Annotated in this window: 15 protein-coding genes and 1 tRNA gene; 6 read left to right on the top strand and 10 right to left on the bottom strand. The window is 62.2% G+C overall.

The window, feature by feature from the left end; all coding sequences use genetic code 11:
- Nucleotides 1-227 precede the first annotated feature (227 nt).
- The 3 genes from OHD62_RS14240 to OHD62_RS14250 form a co-directional block, all read right to left on the bottom strand.
- Nucleotides 228-1,115: a glutathione S-transferase family protein gene (locus OHD62_RS14240; protein WP_263783423.1), complete on the bottom strand. Its 888-nt coding sequence runs from the start codon at nucleotides 1,113-1,115 to the stop codon at nucleotides 228-230.
- Between the two features lie 27 nt (nucleotides 1,116-1,142).
- Nucleotides 1,143-1,724 carry a VOC family protein gene (locus OHD62_RS14245; protein ID WP_263783424.1) on the bottom strand — a complete coding sequence of 194 codons (582 nt, stop codon included), beginning with the start codon at nucleotides 1,722-1,724 and terminating at the stop codon, nucleotides 1,143-1,145.
- A gap of 177 nt (nucleotides 1,725-1,901) precedes the next feature.
- Entirely contained in the window at nucleotides 1,902-2,342 is a 441-nt protein-coding gene (locus OHD62_RS14250) for an SRPBCC family protein (RefSeq protein ID WP_008873905.1), read from the bottom strand.
- 115 nt (nucleotides 2,343-2,457) lie between these two features.
- Here OHD62_RS14250 and OHD62_RS14255 point away from each other — a divergent pair, with 115 nt between their 5' ends.
- Entirely contained in the window at nucleotides 2,458-3,525 is a 1,068-nt protein-coding gene (locus OHD62_RS14255) for an adenylate/guanylate cyclase domain-containing protein (RefSeq protein WP_263783425.1), read from the top strand.
- A gap of 356 nt (nucleotides 3,526-3,881) precedes the next feature.
- Here OHD62_RS14255 and OHD62_RS14260 read toward each other — a convergent pair.
- From OHD62_RS14260 to OHD62_RS14270, 3 genes are all read right to left on the bottom strand, one after another.
- Nucleotides 3,882-3,956 (bottom strand) — tRNA-Glu (locus OHD62_RS14260).
- 90 nt (nucleotides 3,957-4,046) lie between these two features.
- Nucleotides 4,047-4,454, bottom strand: coding sequence for a VOC family protein (locus OHD62_RS14265; RefSeq protein ID WP_263783426.1), 408 nt, complete (start codon nucleotides 4,452-4,454; stop codon nucleotides 4,047-4,049).
- Between the two features lie 47 nt (nucleotides 4,455-4,501).
- Entirely contained in the window at nucleotides 4,502-4,885 is a 384-nt protein-coding gene (locus tag OHD62_RS14270) for a fimbrial protein (protein ID WP_263783427.1), read from the bottom strand.
- A gap of 24 nt (nucleotides 4,886-4,909) precedes the next feature.
- On the opposite strand from OHD62_RS14270, the gene OHD62_RS14275 reads away from it, so the two are divergent.
- Nucleotides 4,910-5,950, top strand: a complete 1,041-nt coding sequence (locus tag OHD62_RS14275; RefSeq protein WP_263783428.1) for an RluA family pseudouridine synthase — start codon at nucleotides 4,910-4,912, stop codon at nucleotides 5,948-5,950.
- Nucleotides 5,951-6,161: 211 nt separating this feature from the next.
- Nucleotides 6,162-7,073: an RNA polymerase sigma factor RpoH gene (gene rpoH, locus OHD62_RS14280; protein WP_095089340.1), complete on the top strand. Its 912-nt coding sequence runs from the start codon at nucleotides 6,162-6,164 to the stop codon at nucleotides 7,071-7,073.
- 183 nt (nucleotides 7,074-7,256) lie between these two features.
- On the opposite strand, the gene OHD62_RS14285 is transcribed toward rpoH, so the two are convergent.
- From OHD62_RS14285 to OHD62_RS14300, 4 genes are all read right to left on the bottom strand, one after another.
- Nucleotides 7,257-8,129, bottom strand: coding sequence for an MBL fold metallo-hydrolase (locus OHD62_RS14285; protein ID WP_263783429.1), 873 nt, complete (start codon nucleotides 8,127-8,129; stop codon nucleotides 7,257-7,259).
- A 146-nt stretch (nucleotides 8,130-8,275) separates the two neighbouring features.
- Nucleotides 8,276-8,935: a peroxiredoxin gene (locus OHD62_RS14290; protein WP_263783430.1), complete on the bottom strand. Its 660-nt coding sequence runs from the start codon at nucleotides 8,933-8,935 to the stop codon at nucleotides 8,276-8,278.
- A gap of 293 nt (nucleotides 8,936-9,228) precedes the next feature.
- On the bottom strand, nucleotides 9,229-9,594 hold the full coding sequence (locus tag OHD62_RS14295; RefSeq protein WP_263783431.1) for a cell division protein ZapA: 366 nt from the start codon (nucleotides 9,592-9,594) through the stop codon (nucleotides 9,229-9,231).
- A gap of 11 nt (nucleotides 9,595-9,605) precedes the next feature.
- Nucleotides 9,606-9,878, bottom strand: coding sequence for a DUF4164 domain-containing protein (locus tag OHD62_RS14300; protein ID WP_006327981.1), 273 nt, complete (start codon nucleotides 9,876-9,878; stop codon nucleotides 9,606-9,608).
- Between the two features lie 260 nt (nucleotides 9,879-10,138).
- Between OHD62_RS14300 and tkt the strand changes: the two genes are divergently transcribed.
- The 3 genes from tkt (at nucleotide 10,139) to OHD62_RS14315 (ending at nucleotide 15,456) form a co-directional block, all read left to right on the top strand.
- Nucleotides 10,139-12,130 (top strand): transketolase, encoded by a 1,992-nt coding sequence (gene tkt / locus OHD62_RS14305; protein WP_263783432.1) that lies wholly within the window; start codon nucleotides 10,139-10,141, stop codon nucleotides 12,128-12,130.
- Between the two features lie 154 nt (nucleotides 12,131-12,284).
- Nucleotides 12,285-13,295 (top strand): type I glyceraldehyde-3-phosphate dehydrogenase, encoded by a 1,011-nt coding sequence (gap, locus tag OHD62_RS14310; RefSeq protein ID WP_263783433.1) that lies wholly within the window; start codon nucleotides 12,285-12,287, stop codon nucleotides 13,293-13,295.
- 241 nt (nucleotides 13,296-13,536) lie between these two features.
- Nucleotides 13,537-15,456 (top strand): potassium/proton antiporter, encoded by a 1,920-nt coding sequence (locus tag OHD62_RS14315; RefSeq protein WP_263783434.1) that lies wholly within the window; start codon nucleotides 13,537-13,539, stop codon nucleotides 15,454-15,456.
- The last annotated feature ends 38 nt before the right edge of the window (nucleotides 15,457-15,494 follow it).

Genomic DNA, 15,494 nt, shown 5'->3' on the forward strand with positions numbered 1-15,494 from the left:
TACCCAGTGAACCCATTGATAGCACTCGCATAAAAAACCGGTATGATCCCGCCAATGTAACGGCGTGGCGGTCTAAAAAAAACAGCAAATCCGCTAGCGATCCCTGTCATAAGTCCAATTGACAATCGGATTTTCCGGACGTGATGGCAAATGGCCTGGAATTGCAAAAAGCGCCAGGCGGTTTTGCCAAAAAGCCGGCCCTGCTCTCGATCCGTCCAGTCGGCACCTCAGGCCTTGGCCTGCGATCTCACATAGGCAATATAGCCGCGCACGTCGCTGGCCGGTTCGGCATAGGCCTTGCCAAGTTTCTTCTCCATCGCCGCCATGTAATCCTTGGCCCATCCGGGCAGTGCATAGTCGATGACGGCCAGGAATTCGAGCGTCGCCGCGAGCCGAATGTCGGCGATCGATGGATTCTTGCCGCCGATGAATGGTTTGCCGTTCCTGAAGAAGGAGTGAAAGACCTCCAGCGGCTCCGCAATCGCGGCCGCGGCGGCTTTCTGGGCTTCCGACTTCCTGTCGGGATGGGCGTCGCTGTGGCCGACCTCGCCGGCATATTGCGGGAAGTTCAGCGCCGGATAGGTGGCCCGCGCCACATAGGGATAGAGCGTACCGATGAGATAGAACATGGCACTGTCGATCATCGCCCGCTTGGCCGGCGCCTTCGGATAGAATTTCTCCAGCCCGTGCTTGTTGGCGAGATACTGCATGATGGCGCAGCTTTCCCATAGGACGCCGCGCGGCAGGCCTTTATCCTCGATCATCGGTGTCAGATGCGCCGGGTTTCGCCCCATAAATTCGGGCGAGCGCGTAACACCCCATACGTCGGTCTCGAAATGGTCGAGCCCGGCCGCGCGCGCGAACACCCGCACACTCATATTGTTGACGCTCGGCTTCAGCATGCTGAGCTTCAGCCCGGCTTTTTTCGTTGATTTCGCTGCGTTCCGTGTGGACTTCTCGGAAACCTTGGCTGCAGGTTTTGCGGCGGCTTTCTTTGCCGGCTTGGCGGACGCTTTCGCTGCCTTGATCGCAGGCTTTGTCGCGGCCTTGGCCGCCGTTTTCGTCGCTGCCTTGGCAGCCGGCTTCTTCGCACTCTTCGTTGTCGTCTTTGCCATTGTGGTCCTCCCTCGGTTTGGCTGTCGTCAGTATGGATTCTTCGGCGCCCGGTCGTCCGACAAAGTGGCGCGCGAGCGCTCGACCAGCGCCTGGATCGCATCGGCGAGATGTACCTCCGCGATGTTGTAGTCGCCACGCGCCACACGCAGATTGTGCGCCTGCATCAGCACGTCGGCATGGGTGAAGCCGGCCGGCGGCTCGAAGCGGTAGGAGGCGAGCTCGATCAGCAGGCCGAGCGGATCCTCGAAATAGATCGAATCCATGAAGCCGCGATCCTTGACGCCACTGTGCTTGATGGCGCGCTCGTCGAGCCTGGCAACCGCCTGCAGGAAGGTGACGCGCGACACCGAAAAGGCGATGTGATGGACGCAGCCCGTGTCGGTCGGCGTGCGCCGTTTCTCCGGCGTGCGGCTCTCATCGGTGAAGATGGTGATCAGCCTTCCGTCGCCCGGGTCGAAATAGAGATGGCTTTCGCTGGCCTTGTCGAGGTTGGGCTGCTCGAAGATGAAAGGCATGCCAAGCACGCCTTCCCAGAAATCGATCGAGGTCTGACGCCCGGCGCCGACCAGCGTGATGTGATGGACGCCCTGCGATTGCAACTTCTGCATCTGGCTCCTCCCGGCCACGCCGCGCCTTGCCGGCGGACGGAAGCTTTGATGAACGGATGCTAATTCAATCCGAGCCGTTGCGCCAGAAGCGCCGGCGCTTCAGGACCCGGGCGGACCGATCGGCGATCCGTACTTGCCGGCGCCGAAGAATGCGCATCCGCGACCCTTAGATGAAAATCACATATTCTTCATCGGCACGTCGGGATCGACATGTCCCCCATCGGCAGTGATCTTCAGCCTCGAGAGGTAGTGTTCCCATCCCCTTCGATGGCTGTCACGCTCCTTTGCGTTCGGCAGTCCGCTGTGCGTGAAGCGGATCAGTGTCCCCGCATCCCTCGCGATCAGGTCGATCTCGACATGGCTGGAGCCGGGCGGCACGGTCTCGTTGTCTTCCCAGCCAAAACTGTAGGCAAGACGGTGGACCGGGATCACCTCGGTGAACTCGCCGCGCGCCATATGGCGACCACCGACATTGACGAGGAACAGACCGCCCGGCGTTGCATCCAAATTCGCTTCGGTCCCGATCCATCGCACGATCTGGTCCGGATCCGTCAAAAGCGCGAACACGGTCGCTTGTGGCGCCGCGACCTCAATCTCCGTGTAAACCGATTCTGCCATTGCTCACTCCAGTCACGTCCGCATCGAATGCCGCGTATGATTGAAGCGAATATGGGGAGTTGCAAGAACATGTTCGAGGCGTAAGCATAAGCCGGTGCCGAGTGATCTTCTACCGATGCTTCTCGCAAACTCGCTTTCATTCCTTCTGGACGACGCCGCGCATATTGGCGACGGTGGGCGACTTCTATTGCAGCTCTCAACACATTTGATGGAAGACGGCTTGCCGATCATTGCCGGCGCGCTGGCGCAGGATGCTCCCGACCCGATCATTTCACGCCGCATCTGGCTCTGGCGAGCGCCTAGCGGTGAAGTGGTCGAGGCTTTGGGGATAGGCGCCGACCGCCAGAATGCCGATCCCCGACTCGTGCTGCGGGAGTGGCTTGGCACGACGCGGGCGATCGTGTTCGACGAGGGAGCGGACCGTGTCGCACCGACTTTGGTGTGGGCGTTCGATCATACTCCGGATGAGGCGCAGTCAGAGCTGCTGCGGCAAATCTCCCGGTTTGCTGTGGCTCCGATGACCGCACTCGCAGAACGGTCTGCGAAACGCACATTGCTCGAAGCATATTTGGGAAAGCGCAGTGCAGCACATGTGCTCAACGGTCATTCTCGTCGAGTAAAGGGAGAGACGATACGGGCTGCGCTTCTGTGCGCGGACCTTCGAGGTTTCACCGATCTATCCGAGGTTCATGATGCAGACGAGATCGTATTGGTACTCGATGCCTGGTTCGATTGCGTCGCCGGCGCGGTGCACGCATTTGGTGGCGAGGTTCTCAAGTTTATAGGTGATGGCGTCCTCGCGATTTTCCCGATTGGCGAGCGCGATGCAAGGGCCGCATGTGACGCGGCGGTACGCGCCGTGAAGGCCACGCGCGCCGGAATAGATCATCTCAACCAAACTCGGCGCCGCAATGGGGGCCCTGAGTTCGGATATGGCATTGGCCTGCATGTCGGCGAGATACTTTGGGGGAATATCGGCACTGCCGGCAGGTTGGACTTCACCGCGATCGGCAAGGCTGTAAATCTTGTCAGCCGCATCGAAGGGCTGTGCAAGCCGTTAGGACGGACGGTGCTCGCGTCGACAGTGTTCGAGGCAGAAACTACCGAGCCGATGATCGCCATGGGCAGTCATCCGCTCAGAGGAATAGCAGGCGCGCAAACACTTTTCGGCTTGCCGGAATAGATCGAATGGTTGAGCGCGCCGTGGATGTGTCGTTCACCGCATATCTTGGTATCGTGCGAAGCCATGACTGGGAGAAATTCGAACGGCAAAGAAGCTACGATACTACAACGCGTTTCTGGAGCATGGCGCGTTTAGAGCCTAGCCACGCGCGTCGTGCGCAGCTTCGCTAGCCGGTGCTAAGGGCCGACTATTCCTGGCATCCACCCTTCGCCGAAGCGCCTGGAAGCGCCGAACAGATCGGCCAGCTCGCGCGGTCGAGCGTCAAGTTCGTCAGCGCCAAGAGCGGCGCGGGGATTGTCGACGCCTTCACGGAACTCGCCGAAAACGATCCGTCGCCGCCAATTTGTTTGATTGCTTGGTACGCCCAAGGGGAATCGAACCCCTGTTCCCGCCGTGAGAGGGCGGTGTCCTGACCGCTAGACGATGGGCGCGTTCAAGAACCGGCGATATAGGCTGACGGCCGGGAAAAAGCAACCGGGCTTCGAACAATCGGTTGTGCCGGGGATTCGGCCACTGCAGGCCTACCGTTTCGGCTGGATCAGGTCCCAGAGATTGCCATGGAGATCGGCGAAAACCGCCACCGTGCCATAGGGCTCAACGCGCGGCGCCTCACGGAATTCGACACCCTTTTCCAGCATCGTCGCGTGGTCGCGGCCAAAATCGTCGGTTTCGAGGAATAGAAAGACACGGCCGCCGGTCTGGTTGCCGATGCTATTTCTTTGCGCTTCATCCGCCGCCTCGGCCAGCAGCAGCCGCGCGCCCTGTCCGTTCGCCGGCGCGACCGTGACCCAGCGCTTGCCGCCACCGAGATCGACATCCTCGGTGAGGACAAAGCCGAGCTTGCCGACGTACCAGGAAATCGCCTCGTCATAATTTCTGACCACCAGCGCGACAGTCGCGACGCGTCGGCCTTCAGCAAAGCTGGTCATAGTTGCGGCCCCTATTTGTTACGGCCTAGCCATTTGTTGCGGCGAAGTCATCTGTTCCGGATTGCGAAGCGGCCGATAATGCGACGCTCGGCGATGTCGTAGACGAAGATCGCGCGGCTGCCGTCGGCGAGCTCGGCGTCGATGGAGACGCGGTTGCCGGAGAGCGACTGGCTGACTATTTTTGCGCCGACCGGCAGCACGATATCGCCGGTCAGTGGCTCGCCCGATGGCACCTGGATGTCGCCCGCCGGCGGCGGGCTGGCGGGCGGCGCATTGCGCGCTTTGTAGACAAGGGCTGCGATCACCACCATAAGGGCAAGGAACAGCAGGCCAAGATTGATGGCCATGAAGCGCACGAGTTTCTTCCGCACGCTTTCGACCCCGGGGTCGAGCGGTTTTTCCTCGTCTTCGTCGGCAAGCGGCCTGGCCATGGCAAAATTCCGGAACTTTTTTCGATGAGCGCTCATAACGAGAAGACCCCGCAATTCATAGAGGGCGCACCGACTGTGCTGGAGGCCGGCCTCGACGCGGCCGGCCAGCGCCTCGACCAATGGCTGGCGAGCAAGCTCGGCCCGGATATGTCGCGCAGCCGCGTGCAGATGCTGATCCGGCAAGGTGCGGTCAGCATCGGCGGCAAGCCGGTCGACGAGGCCAAGCGCAAGATGGCCGCCGGTGACCGCGTTTCGGTGGACATGCCGGAGCCGGAACCGGCCGAGCCGCAAGGCGAGGCGATCGCGCTCGACGTGCTCTATGAGGACAGCGAACTGATCGTCATCAACAAGCCGGCGGGGCTGGTCGTCCATCCCGGCGCCGGCAACTGGACCGGCACGCTGGTCAACGCGCTGATCCACCATTGCGGCGACAGTCTTTCCGGCATTGGCGGCGTCCGGCGGCCGGGCATCGTCCATCGCCTGGACAAGGAAACAAGCGGCGTCATGGTGGTGGCCAAGACCGACCGCGCCCACAAGGCCCTGTCGGAGGCCTTTGCCGACCACGGCCTGACCGGCGATCTCAAACGCGCCTATCTGGCGCTGGTCTGGGGCATACCGCCAAGGCCGACCGGCACGGTCGACGCGCCGCTCGGCCGCGCCGCCGACCGCGTGCGCCGTGCCGTGGTGCCGGAGGGTCGCGACGATGCGCGCCACGCGATCACGCATTTCACCGTGATCGAGCGCTTCGGCGAAAAGCAGCAGCAATTTGCCACGGCCAGCCTGGTCGAATGCCGGCTGGAGACCGGCCGCACCCACCAGATCCGCGTCCACATGGCCCATATCGGCCATCCCGTCGTCGGCGATCCCGATTACGGCCAGGCCTTTCGCACCAAGGCCAACCGCCTGCCCGAGCCGCTGAAGAGCGAGGTCAAGGCATTCCCACGACAGGCTTTGCACGCCCGGCTTCTTGAATTTCGCCACCCGACTACCCATCTAACCATGAGGTTCGAGGCGCCGATGCCAAGGGACATGGAGGAACTTGTCGGCGGCTTTCGCAAGCTCTGAACCTGACATCAACAAGCCTCAAGCAAGCCATCAAGAAACCTGACTGGCGTTGTTCACTTCAGCGTGACACACTGTTTCGTGTTGAACAAATGCCTGTCTTTTCTGGTTTTGTTCCTATATAGATCGGTTGTCGCGAGCGAGCCTTTTGGTGTTCGCGTCACATGCCCGCCGCGTTTCGGGGGCATCACTCCAATAGAGAGGGGGCGCTATCATGGCCCAGTCACTACCCAGTATCGTTTCCGGCGAAGGCGGCCTCAGCCGCTACCTGGAAGAAATCCGCCGCTTTCCGATGCTTCAGCCGCAGGAAGAGTACATGCTCGCCAAGCGTTATGCCGAGCATGAGGACACTACGGCTGCGCACAAGCTCGTCACCAGCCATTTGCGGCTCGTCGCCAAGATCGCCATGGGCTATCGCGGCTACGGCCTGCCGATCGGCGAAGTGATCTCGGAAGGCAATGTCGGCCTGATGCAGGCCGTTAAGAAATTCGAACCGGAGCGCGGCTTCCGGCTCGCCACTTACGCCATGTGGTGGATCAAGGCCTCGATCCAGGAATACATCCTGCGCTCGTGGAGCCTGGTCAAGATGGGCACCACCGCCAACCAGAAGCGTCTGTTCTTCAACCTGCGCAAGGTGAAGGGCAAGATCCAGGCGCTTGACGACGGCGATTTGAAGCCCGACCAGATCGCCGAGATCGCCACAAGGCTGAACGTCTCTGAAGCCGAAGTCGTGTCGATGAACCGCCGCCTGTCTGGCGACGCTTCGCTCAACGCCCCGATCCGCGCCAGCGAAGGTGAATCAGGCGAATGGCAGGACTGGCTGGTCGACGACCACGAAAGCCAGGAAGAGATGCTGATCGAGCAGGACGAGCTGGAAAACCGGCGCGGCATGCTGTCCGGCGCTCTTGCTGTGCTCAACGAGCGCGAGCGGCGTATCTTCGAGGCGCGCCGCCTGGCCGAGGAGCCGCTGACGCTGGAAGAGCTGTCGGCCGAGTTCGACATCAGCCGCGAGCGCGTGCGCCAGATCGAGGTGCGCGCCTTCGAGAAGGTGCAGGACGCGGTCAAGGCCGCGGCCAAGCGCCAGACGCAGGCCCTGCGCACCATCGAGGCGCAGCCGGCGGCTTAAGGCAGCTTCGGCAATGAACAGAAGGCGGCGCCAGGAAAACTGGCGGCGCCTTTTTTTGCGTCTAACGGCTGCGGCAGCGATTGGGGAAAAGAGGTGACATCCGATCAGGACAATCGCCTATGGTGCTCCCCCACTGGCGCCGACATAGGCGATTACCTATTGAGGCGGGCATCGACAGTTTCTTCAAAGCCCATCCAGCGGAAACTTCAGATACCGACGGCCATTGGCTTCCGGCTCCGGCAGTCGCCCGCCGTTCATGTTGACCTGCAGCGCGTGCAGGATCAGCCGGGGCATCGGCAGCGTCCTGTCGCGCGCCTCACGCAAGGCGACGAAATCGGCTTCGGTGTGCGCGGCAACGAGGTGGATATTCCCCGCTTTCTGCTCCGCGACCGTGCTTTCCCATCGCGCCTCGCGCCCGCCGGCCTGATAGTCATGGCCGACGAACAGGCGCGTCTCGTCCGGCAGCGCCAGAATGTCCTGGATCGAGCGCCACAGCCGCGCGGCGCTGCCGCCGGGAAAGTCGGCTCTCGCCGAGCCGCTGTCCGGCATGAACAGCGTGTCGTGGATGAAGGCGGCATCGCCGATCACATAGGTGATCGAGGCCAGCGTGTGGCCAGGCGAGAACAGCACCCTGACGGGAAGGGTTCCGATCCGGAAGGTCTCGCCATCGGCGAACAGCCTGTCCCATTGCGAACCGTCGGCGGGAAAATCCGGCCAGTTGTAGATCGCTTTCCACAATGCCTGGACGTCGACGATCCTGTCGCCGATAGCCGTTGGCGCTCCGGTCTTCTGTTTGAGATAGTGCGCCGCCGAGAAATGGTCGGCATGCGGATGGGTGTCGAGGATCCACTCGACGCTCAGTCCGCGCTCGCTGACGAAGTCGAGCAAAGCGTCAGCGCTCTTCGTGCCGGTCGCCCCGGACCTCTCGTCGAAGTCGAGAATCGGGTCGATGATGGCGCATCGTTTCGTCGTCTGGTCGGCGACGACATACTGGATGGCTCCCGTCGGCTTATCGTAGAAGCCGCTGACCTGTGGCTTCGCCAAAGCTACGTGCAATTTCGGCTTCCTCAAACCAACGCCGGCAGGAATGATTTTCTCTGTCAGCACCCGAGAGGAGTATGGTTGTCCACTCGGGCGGCTCAGTCAAGCATCACTTACCTCGCAACAGCGAGAAAGCCAAAAACGGTTCCGAAGCGCCGGGTTCAGCCAGAAGGCTGCTTGGTCTTCCTGAGATAGGGCAGGATCGTCTCATAGGCGCCGAAACGCTTGATCGCGTCCTCGTTGGAGACGGCGGCCGTGATGATGACATCCTCGCCCTGCTTCCAATTCGCCGGCGTCGCCACCTGGTGCTTGGCGGTCAGTTGCATGGAATCGATGGCACGCAGGATCTCATCGAAGTTGCGACCGGTCGTCATCGGATAGGTGAGAACCAGCTTGATCTTCTTGTCGGGACCGATGACGTAGACCGAACGCACTGTCGCATTGTCGGCCGGCGTGCGGCCTTCCGAGGTCTCGCCGGCACCTGCCGGCAGCATGTCATAGAGCTTGGCGACCTTGAGATCCCTGTCGCCGATCAGCGGATACTGCACCGAATGGCCGGTCGCCGTCTTGATGTCGTCCTGCCATTTGGCATGGTTCGCGACCGGATCGACGGAAATGCCGATGATCTTGACATTGCGCTTCTTGAACTCGCCTTCCAGTCCGGCCATCGTGCCGAGTTCGGTCGTGCAGACTGGCGTGAAGTTCTTCGGATGGCTGAAAAGCACCGCCCAGCCGTCGCCGATCCATTCATGAAAACTGATCGGCCCGTGCGTTGTCTCGGCGGTGAAATCCGGTGCGATATCGTTGATGCGAAGGCCCATGGCGTGTCCCTACCCTTAATTGGATTGCGGCCGGCACTGAGCGCAAACGCCGCCTTTGCCCTTTTATCACTCCGGCGTCATCCTTCAAACGACTGTTGCCGCCGGCATTGGCGTCGGCGGCAAAAAATTTTTGTCCTTTTTCGGTAAATGCAACAGGAATTTCTGCCGCCATCGCATCGGCCCAAAAATTGGAATCGATGTTCGCAAAGCACGATGCGAAGGGGTCAAAGAGATTAGAGCGTACTTTTGTGCGTCCGAACGGACGCACGTCGCTCTAATGGAAACCCGCCGGATCAGGCCTTCTTCACCACCAGCGTCGTCGCCAGATCCTCCATGCGCTGGGCCAGTGCGCCAAGCGCACCAGTCAGCACGCTGTCGTTCTTGTCGGCCTTGGTCAGCGCCTCATCGCGCGTCTTGCGCAGCGTCAGCACTTCCGTCTCCATGCCCTTGACGCGCTTTTGCAGTTCCGACAGCTCGTCCATGACCATGATGCCGGCCATCACCGTCAGCCTCTGGTCGCCGATCTCGCCGAACGAATCCTTCAGATGCGAGACATAGCGGTCGAAGCGCTCGGCGAGGTCGATCAGGTGCTCTTCCTGGCCCTCGTCGCAGGCCATGCGATATTGTTTGCCGTCGATGGAAACCGTGACTTGTGCCATTTGGCCAACCCCTATCTGTCCAGCACGGCGCGGATGGTTTCCATGGCGGTCACCAGCCGGCGCGAGACTTCCTTGTTGGCATCCTCCAGCCGTTCGGCGCGCGCTTCGGAATTGTCGAGTTCTTGCGCCAGCCGCGAGCGATCAGCGTTCATGCGCTGCACCTCGGCCTCGGCCTCCGAATAGTCCCGCTCGTTTTCGAGCTTGGCCGCCACGGCGTTTTCCAGCCCCTCGATGGCTTTACCCAGCCTGGCGATAACTTCCTTAAGCGTCGTTTCCCCGGTCATGGCTTTCGTCCTGCGCCCTGCCCATCACCGAATCATTCACGTTCAGAACGCGTTATGTCGGAAACATTACCCACCGTGTGAAGGCGACGTCAATAAAGCTCTCGCGACTGTCCCCTGCTAACGCTAATGTAGCGGGGTTACGGCATCACAAGGCCGGCAAAAACGCACCGATTTGTTGACTCAAGAGCCGCGCCTGCTATGTGTCGCGCACCCTTTCCAGGGCCTCTCCCAAGGCCCCAAACCCCCACCCTGGAGGAACCATGACGTCGCGTGAACAACATGACCGGATGGCCAATGCGATCCGTTTTCTCTCCATGGACGCCGTCGAGAAGGCTAACTCCGGCCATCCCGGGCTGCCCATGGGCTGCGCCGATATCGCCACGGTGCTGTTCACGCGCTTCCTGAAATATGATCCGAAGAACCCCCACTGGCCCGACCGCGACCGTTTCATCCTGTCGGCCGGCCATGGTTCGATGCTGCTCTATTCGCTGCTTCACCTGACTGGCTACGAGGACATGACCCTCGACCAGATCAAGCATTTCCGGCAGCTCGGATCGAAGACGGCAGGCCATCCCGAATACGGCCATGCCACGGGCATCGAGACGACGACCGGGCCGCTCGGCCAGGGCCTTGCCAATTCGGTCGGTTTCGCGCTCGGCGAGCGCATCATGAACGCCGCCTTCGGCAACGACCTCGTCGACCACTACACCTATGTGCTGTGCGGCGACGGCTGCCTGATGGAGGGTGTTTCCCAGGAAGCCATCGCGCTTGCCGGGCACCTCAAGCTCAACAAGCTGATCGTCTTCTGGGACAACAACAACATCTCGATCGATGGTCCGGTATCGCTCGCCGACAACACCGATCAGGTCGCCCGCTTCCAGGCCTCGGGCTGGAACGCCAGCCACATTGACGGCCAGGATCCCGAAGCAATTGCCTATGCCATCGAGGCTGCCCGCCACTCCGACAAGCCGACGATGATCGCCTGCAAGACGACCATCGGCTTCGGCGCCCCGACCAAGGCCGGCACCAACAAGGCGCATGGCTCGCCGCTCGGCGCCGAGGAAATCGCCGGCGCGCGCAAGTTCTTCAACTGGGATTCGCCGCCCTTCGAGATTCCCGCCGACATCCTCGATGCGTGGCGCGCCGCCGGTAAGGCCGGCGCCAAGCCCCGCACCGACTGGGAAGGCCGTCTCGCCAAGGCTGAGCCCAAGCTGAAGGCTGAGTTCGAGCGCCGCATCGCCGGCAAGCTGCCGTCGAATTTCGACGCCGTCATTGCCGACTACAAGAAGAAGCTTTCGGTCGACAAGCCGAAGGTCGCCACCCGCAAATCGTCGGAGATGGCGCTGGAAGTCATCAACGGCGCCGTGCCCGAAACCATCGGCGGCTCGGCCGACCTCACCGGGTCCAACAACACCAAGACCAGCCAGACCAAGAACATCACGCCTGACGATTACGGCCAGCGCTACGTCCATTACGGCATCCGCGAGCATGGCATGGCCGCGGCACTCAATGGTTTGACGTTGCATGGCGGCCTCATCGCCTATGGCGGCACCTTCATGTGCTTCTCCGACTACGCTCGCCCGTCGATGCGGCTTGCCTGCCTGATGGGCATCCGCTCGATCTTCGTCATGACCCATGATTCCATCGGTCTCGGCGAGGACGGCCCGACCCACCAGCCGGTCGAGCATCTGGCGGCCCTGCGCGCCATCCCCAATCACAATGTCTTCCGTCCGGCCGACGCGGTCGAGACAGCCGAATGCTGGCAGTTGGCCCTGGAGACGGAAAAGACGCCGTCGACGCTGGCGCTGACCCGCCAGAACCTGCCGACGGTGCGCACCGAATTCTCGGCGAAGAACCTGAGCAGCCAGGGCGCTTACGAGCTGGCCGCCGCCAGCGGCGAGGCGGCGGTGACGATCTTTGCCACCGGTTCCGAGGTCGAGATCGCACTTGCTGCCCGCGAGTTGCTGGAGAAGCACGGCCATCCGACACGCGTCGTCTCGGTTCCCTGCTTCGAACTGTTCGACAAGCAGAGCGAAGATTACCGCGCCAGGACGATCGGCAAGGCCAAGGTCAAGGTCGCCATCGAGGCCGGCATCCGCCAGGGCTGGGATCATCTCATCGGTATCGACGGCATCTTCATCGGCATGACCGGCTTCGGCGCTTCGGGTTCGATCGAACAGCTCTACCCGCATTTCGGCATCACCGCTGAAGCTGCGGCCAAGGCGGTGGAAGCCCGCCTGCACGGTAAGTGAGACCGGCTCCATGCACGGCAAAGCCGATTGATCGGCTTTGCCGGGCTGGACCAACCTAATCGATTTAAATTCGGCCTTCTGCGGCTGGATTCTTCGCTCGCCCGCCGCTATGAAGCAGCGGACCCATCGCCTTCCAGCTCCCAGGGAGAGAAAAATGACCGTCAGAGTTGCCATCAACGGATTCGGCCGCATCGGCCGCAACATCCTGCGCGCCATCCATGAATCCGGCCGCAAGGATATCGACGTCGTCGCCGTCAACGACCTCGGCCCGGTCGAGACCAACGCGCATCTCTTGCGCTACGACAGCGTGCATGGCCGCTTCCCGCATGAAGTGACGGTCTCCGGCGATCAGATCACCGTCGGCAAGGAGACGTTCAAGGTCACCGCGATCAAGGATCCGACGCAGCTGCCGTGGAAGGAACTCGGCATCGACATCGCGCTCGAATGCACCGGCATCTTCACCGCGCGCGACAAGGCCGCCGCGCACCTGACCGCCGGCGCCAAGCGTGTCATCGTCTCGGCCCCGGCCGAAGGCGCCGACCTCACTGTCGTCTATGGCATCAACCACGACAAGCTGACCAAGGACCACATCGTCATCTCCAACGCTTCGTGCACCACCAACTGCCTGGCACCGCTGGCAGCCGTGCTGCACGAGGCCGTCGGCATCGAAAAGGGCATGATGACGACGATCCACTCCTACACCGGCGACCAGCCGACGCTGGACACCATGCACAAGGACCTCTACCGCGCCCGCGCCGCGGCGTTGTCGCAGATCCCGACCTCGACTGGTGCCGCCAAGGCGATCGGCCTGGTGCTGCCCGACCTCAAGGGCAAGCTCGACGGCATCTCGATCCGCGTGCCGACCCCCAACGTCTCGGTCGTCGACTTCAAGTTCATCGCCAAGCGTTCGACCACCGTGCAGGAAATCAACGAAGCGGTGATCGCCGCTTCGAATGGCAGACTGAAGGGCATCCTCGCCGTCACTCATCACCCGAACGTGTCGATCGACTTCAATCATGATCCGCATTCCTCGATCATGGCGCTCGACCAGACCAAGGTCATGGACGGGAACTTCGTTTCGGTGCTGTCCTGGTACGACAATGAATGGGGCTTCTCCAACCGCATGGGCGACACATCCGTCGCCTTCGGCAAGACCATCGCCTGATCTCTTTTCTCACGACCTGAACGCCCGGCTTCGTCCGGGCGTTTTTTGTTGGAGCACCCATGTCCCCGGGACGCTCCAGGACCGCTTCGCGCTTTGGCCGGCACGATTGTGCTCTGAGCGTCAAAACCTGCGAAAATCAGCGGCATAGGCCAAAAAGCCGCTCTCCCGCCTTGCACTGGTCACGTCTTCGCCTCACTCTCCCGTAATTCGAGAGGGACACGAATGTGAGGGGCAAATTCGGATGGAGCATGCGATCTATCTCGTAACGCTGGTCGGCACCGCGCTCGTCGTTGCCGCCGCGTTTTCGAGCCTGATCGCCTTTCGCTTCGGCGCCCCTCTCCTGCTGCTCTTTTTATGCATCGGCCTCGCCACCGGAACCGACGGCCTCGGCATCGAGTTCGACAATGCGCGGCTGGCTTATTTTGCCGGTTCACTGGCGCTGGCCGTCATCCTGTTCGATTCCGGTTTCGGCACACCGCTCAACGCCTTGCGGCAGGCAGCAGCACCGGCGCTGTCGCTGGCAACGTTCGGCGTGTTGCTAACCACCGGTCTGTTTGGCGCCGCCGCCCACTATTTTATCGATCTCACCTGGCTGGAATCCTTCCTGCTCGGCGCTGCCGTCGCCTCGACCGACGCGGCGGCGGTCTTCTTCCTGCTGCGCGCCGGCGAGATCAATCTGCGCGAGCGTGTGCGTGCCACGCTCGAGGTGGAATCCGGCACCAACGATCCGATCGCCATCTTCTTGACCATCACCCTGGTCGAGATCATCGCGGCTCACGCCAACCCTGAAGCCAGGATGCTGGTCACCGACCTTTTCCTCGGCTTCCTCATCAATATGGGGCTTGGTGCCATTGTCGGCGTGCTCGGCGGCCTCGCCACCGTGCGCCTCGTCGACCGGCTCAACCTCGATCACGGCCTCCTGCCTATCTTCGTGCTAACGCTGTCGCTGATGGTGTTCGCCGCCGCCGGCGCTATTGGCGGCTCCGGCTTTCTGGCGGTCTATCTCGCCGGCCTGGTTGCCGGTAATTCCGACATCCGCGCCGTCACCATTCTCAAGCGCTTCCAGGACGGCATGTCATGGCTGGCGCAGATCATCATGTTCCTGATCCTCGGCCTGTTCGCGACGCCCTCGCAATTTCCGGCGATCCTGGTGCCGGCGGTGCTGCTTGGCCTGTTCCTGATCTTCGTGGCGCGGCCGATCGCCGTCTGGCTCTGCCTGATCCCATTTCGCCTGCCGCGCCCCGAGATCGCCTTCATCTCCTGGGTCGGCCTGCGCGGCGCCGTGTCGATCCTGCTCGCCATCACCCCGCTGCTCGGCGGTCTGGAGAACGGCCGTTTCATCTTCAACATCGCCTTCATCGTCGTGCTGGTGTCGCTGGTCGTGCAGGGATGGACCGTCGGCCCGCTGGCGCGCCGCCTCGGCCTGATCGTGCCGGCCCGCCTCGGACCGCTGGACAAGGTCGAGCTCGAACTGCCGGGTTCGGCCCATCACGAGCTTCTCGCCTACCGCGTGGCGCCTGGCAGCCCGGTGGCGCGCGGCGAGCGCATTCCGCGCTGGGCGCGGCCATCGCTGGTGCTGCGCGACGGGCGCTCGATGCGTTTCCAGGACATGGGCAGGCTGGCAGCAGGTGACCACGTCTACATCTTCGTGCCGGACCGCTATCCGCGCCTGCTCGACAAGCTGTTCGCCAGCCGCGCCGTGGTCGATCCCGAGGATGCCGATTTCTTCGGCGCCTTCGCCGTCGACCCGGCGCGCTCGGCCGCGGAACTGGAAGCAGCCTATGAGCCGGGCCTGACCGAGGAGGAGCGCAAGCTGACCGTCGGCGCCCTGGTGACCGCACGGCTCGGCGGCCGTGCCGAATATGCCGACCGCGTGCTGCTTGGCCCGATCGAATTGATCGTCCGCGACGTCGACGACAAGGGCAGGATCACGGGCCTTGGTCTTTCCTTTGAGCCGACAGCGCCGGTGGCGCGGGTGCCAGTGTTCCTCAGCGCCGGCGAGATCGGCGACCGCATCGCCGCCTTTGTCCGCAATTGGCGCAAGCCGCCCGAAGCGCACAATGGCGAGACGCAGATTGCCGAGGCGCTAATTGCCGAGGCACAGGCGGATGCGAAGCCGACCCAGGAACCTGCGGCAGAAAAAGCAGCGACCGAGAACTGACCACTCCACACAGGCACCGGGTCATATTTTCCGCCTAG

The sequence above is a fragment of the Mesorhizobium sp. YC-39 genome, assembly GCF_025753795.1.
Taxonomy (GTDB): Bacteria; Pseudomonadota; Alphaproteobacteria; order Rhizobiales; family Rhizobiaceae; genus Mesorhizobium.

Coding starts and splice junctions, on each gene's coding strand:
- OHD62_RS14240 (WP_263783423.1), bottom strand. CDS start 1,115: ATGGCAAAGACGACAACGAAGAGTGCGAAGAAGCCGGCTGCCAAGGCA.
- OHD62_RS14245 (WP_263783424.1), bottom strand. CDS start 1,724: ATGCAGAAGTTGCAATCGCAGGGCGTCCATCACATCACGCTGGTCGGC.
- OHD62_RS14250 (WP_008873905.1), bottom strand. CDS start 2,342: ATGGCAGAATCGGTTTACACGGAGATTGAGGTCGCGGCGCCACAAGCG.
- OHD62_RS14255 (WP_263783425.1), top strand. CDS start 2,458: ATGCTTCTCGCAAACTCGCTTTCATTCCTTCTGGACGACGCCGCGCAT.
- OHD62_RS14265 (WP_263783426.1), bottom strand. CDS start 4,454: ATGACCAGCTTTGCTGAAGGCCGACGCGTCGCGACTGTCGCGCTGGTG.
- OHD62_RS14270 (WP_263783427.1), bottom strand. CDS start 4,885: ATGGCCAGGCCGCTTGCCGACGAAGACGAGGAAAAACCGCTCGACCCC.
- OHD62_RS14275 (WP_263783428.1), top strand. CDS start 4,910: ATGAGCGCTCATAACGAGAAGACCCCGCAATTCATAGAGGGCGCACCG.
- rpoH (WP_095089340.1), top strand. CDS start 6,162: ATGGCCCAGTCACTACCCAGTATCGTTTCCGGCGAAGGCGGCCTCAGC.
- OHD62_RS14290 (WP_263783430.1), bottom strand. CDS start 8,935: ATGGGCCTTCGCATCAACGATATCGCACCGGATTTCACCGCCGAGACA.
- OHD62_RS14295 (WP_263783431.1), bottom strand. CDS start 9,594: ATGGCACAAGTCACGGTTTCCATCGACGGCAAACAATATCGCATGGCC.
- OHD62_RS14300 (WP_006327981.1), bottom strand. CDS start 9,878: ATGACCGGGGAAACGACGCTTAAGGAAGTTATCGCCAGGCTGGGTAAA.
- tkt (WP_263783432.1), top strand. CDS start 10,139: ATGACGTCGCGTGAACAACATGACCGGATGGCCAATGCGATCCGTTTT.
- gap (WP_263783433.1), top strand. CDS start 12,285: ATGACCGTCAGAGTTGCCATCAACGGATTCGGCCGCATCGGCCGCAAC.
- OHD62_RS14315 (WP_263783434.1), top strand. CDS start 13,537: ATGGAGCATGCGATCTATCTCGTAACGCTGGTCGGCACCGCGCTCGTC.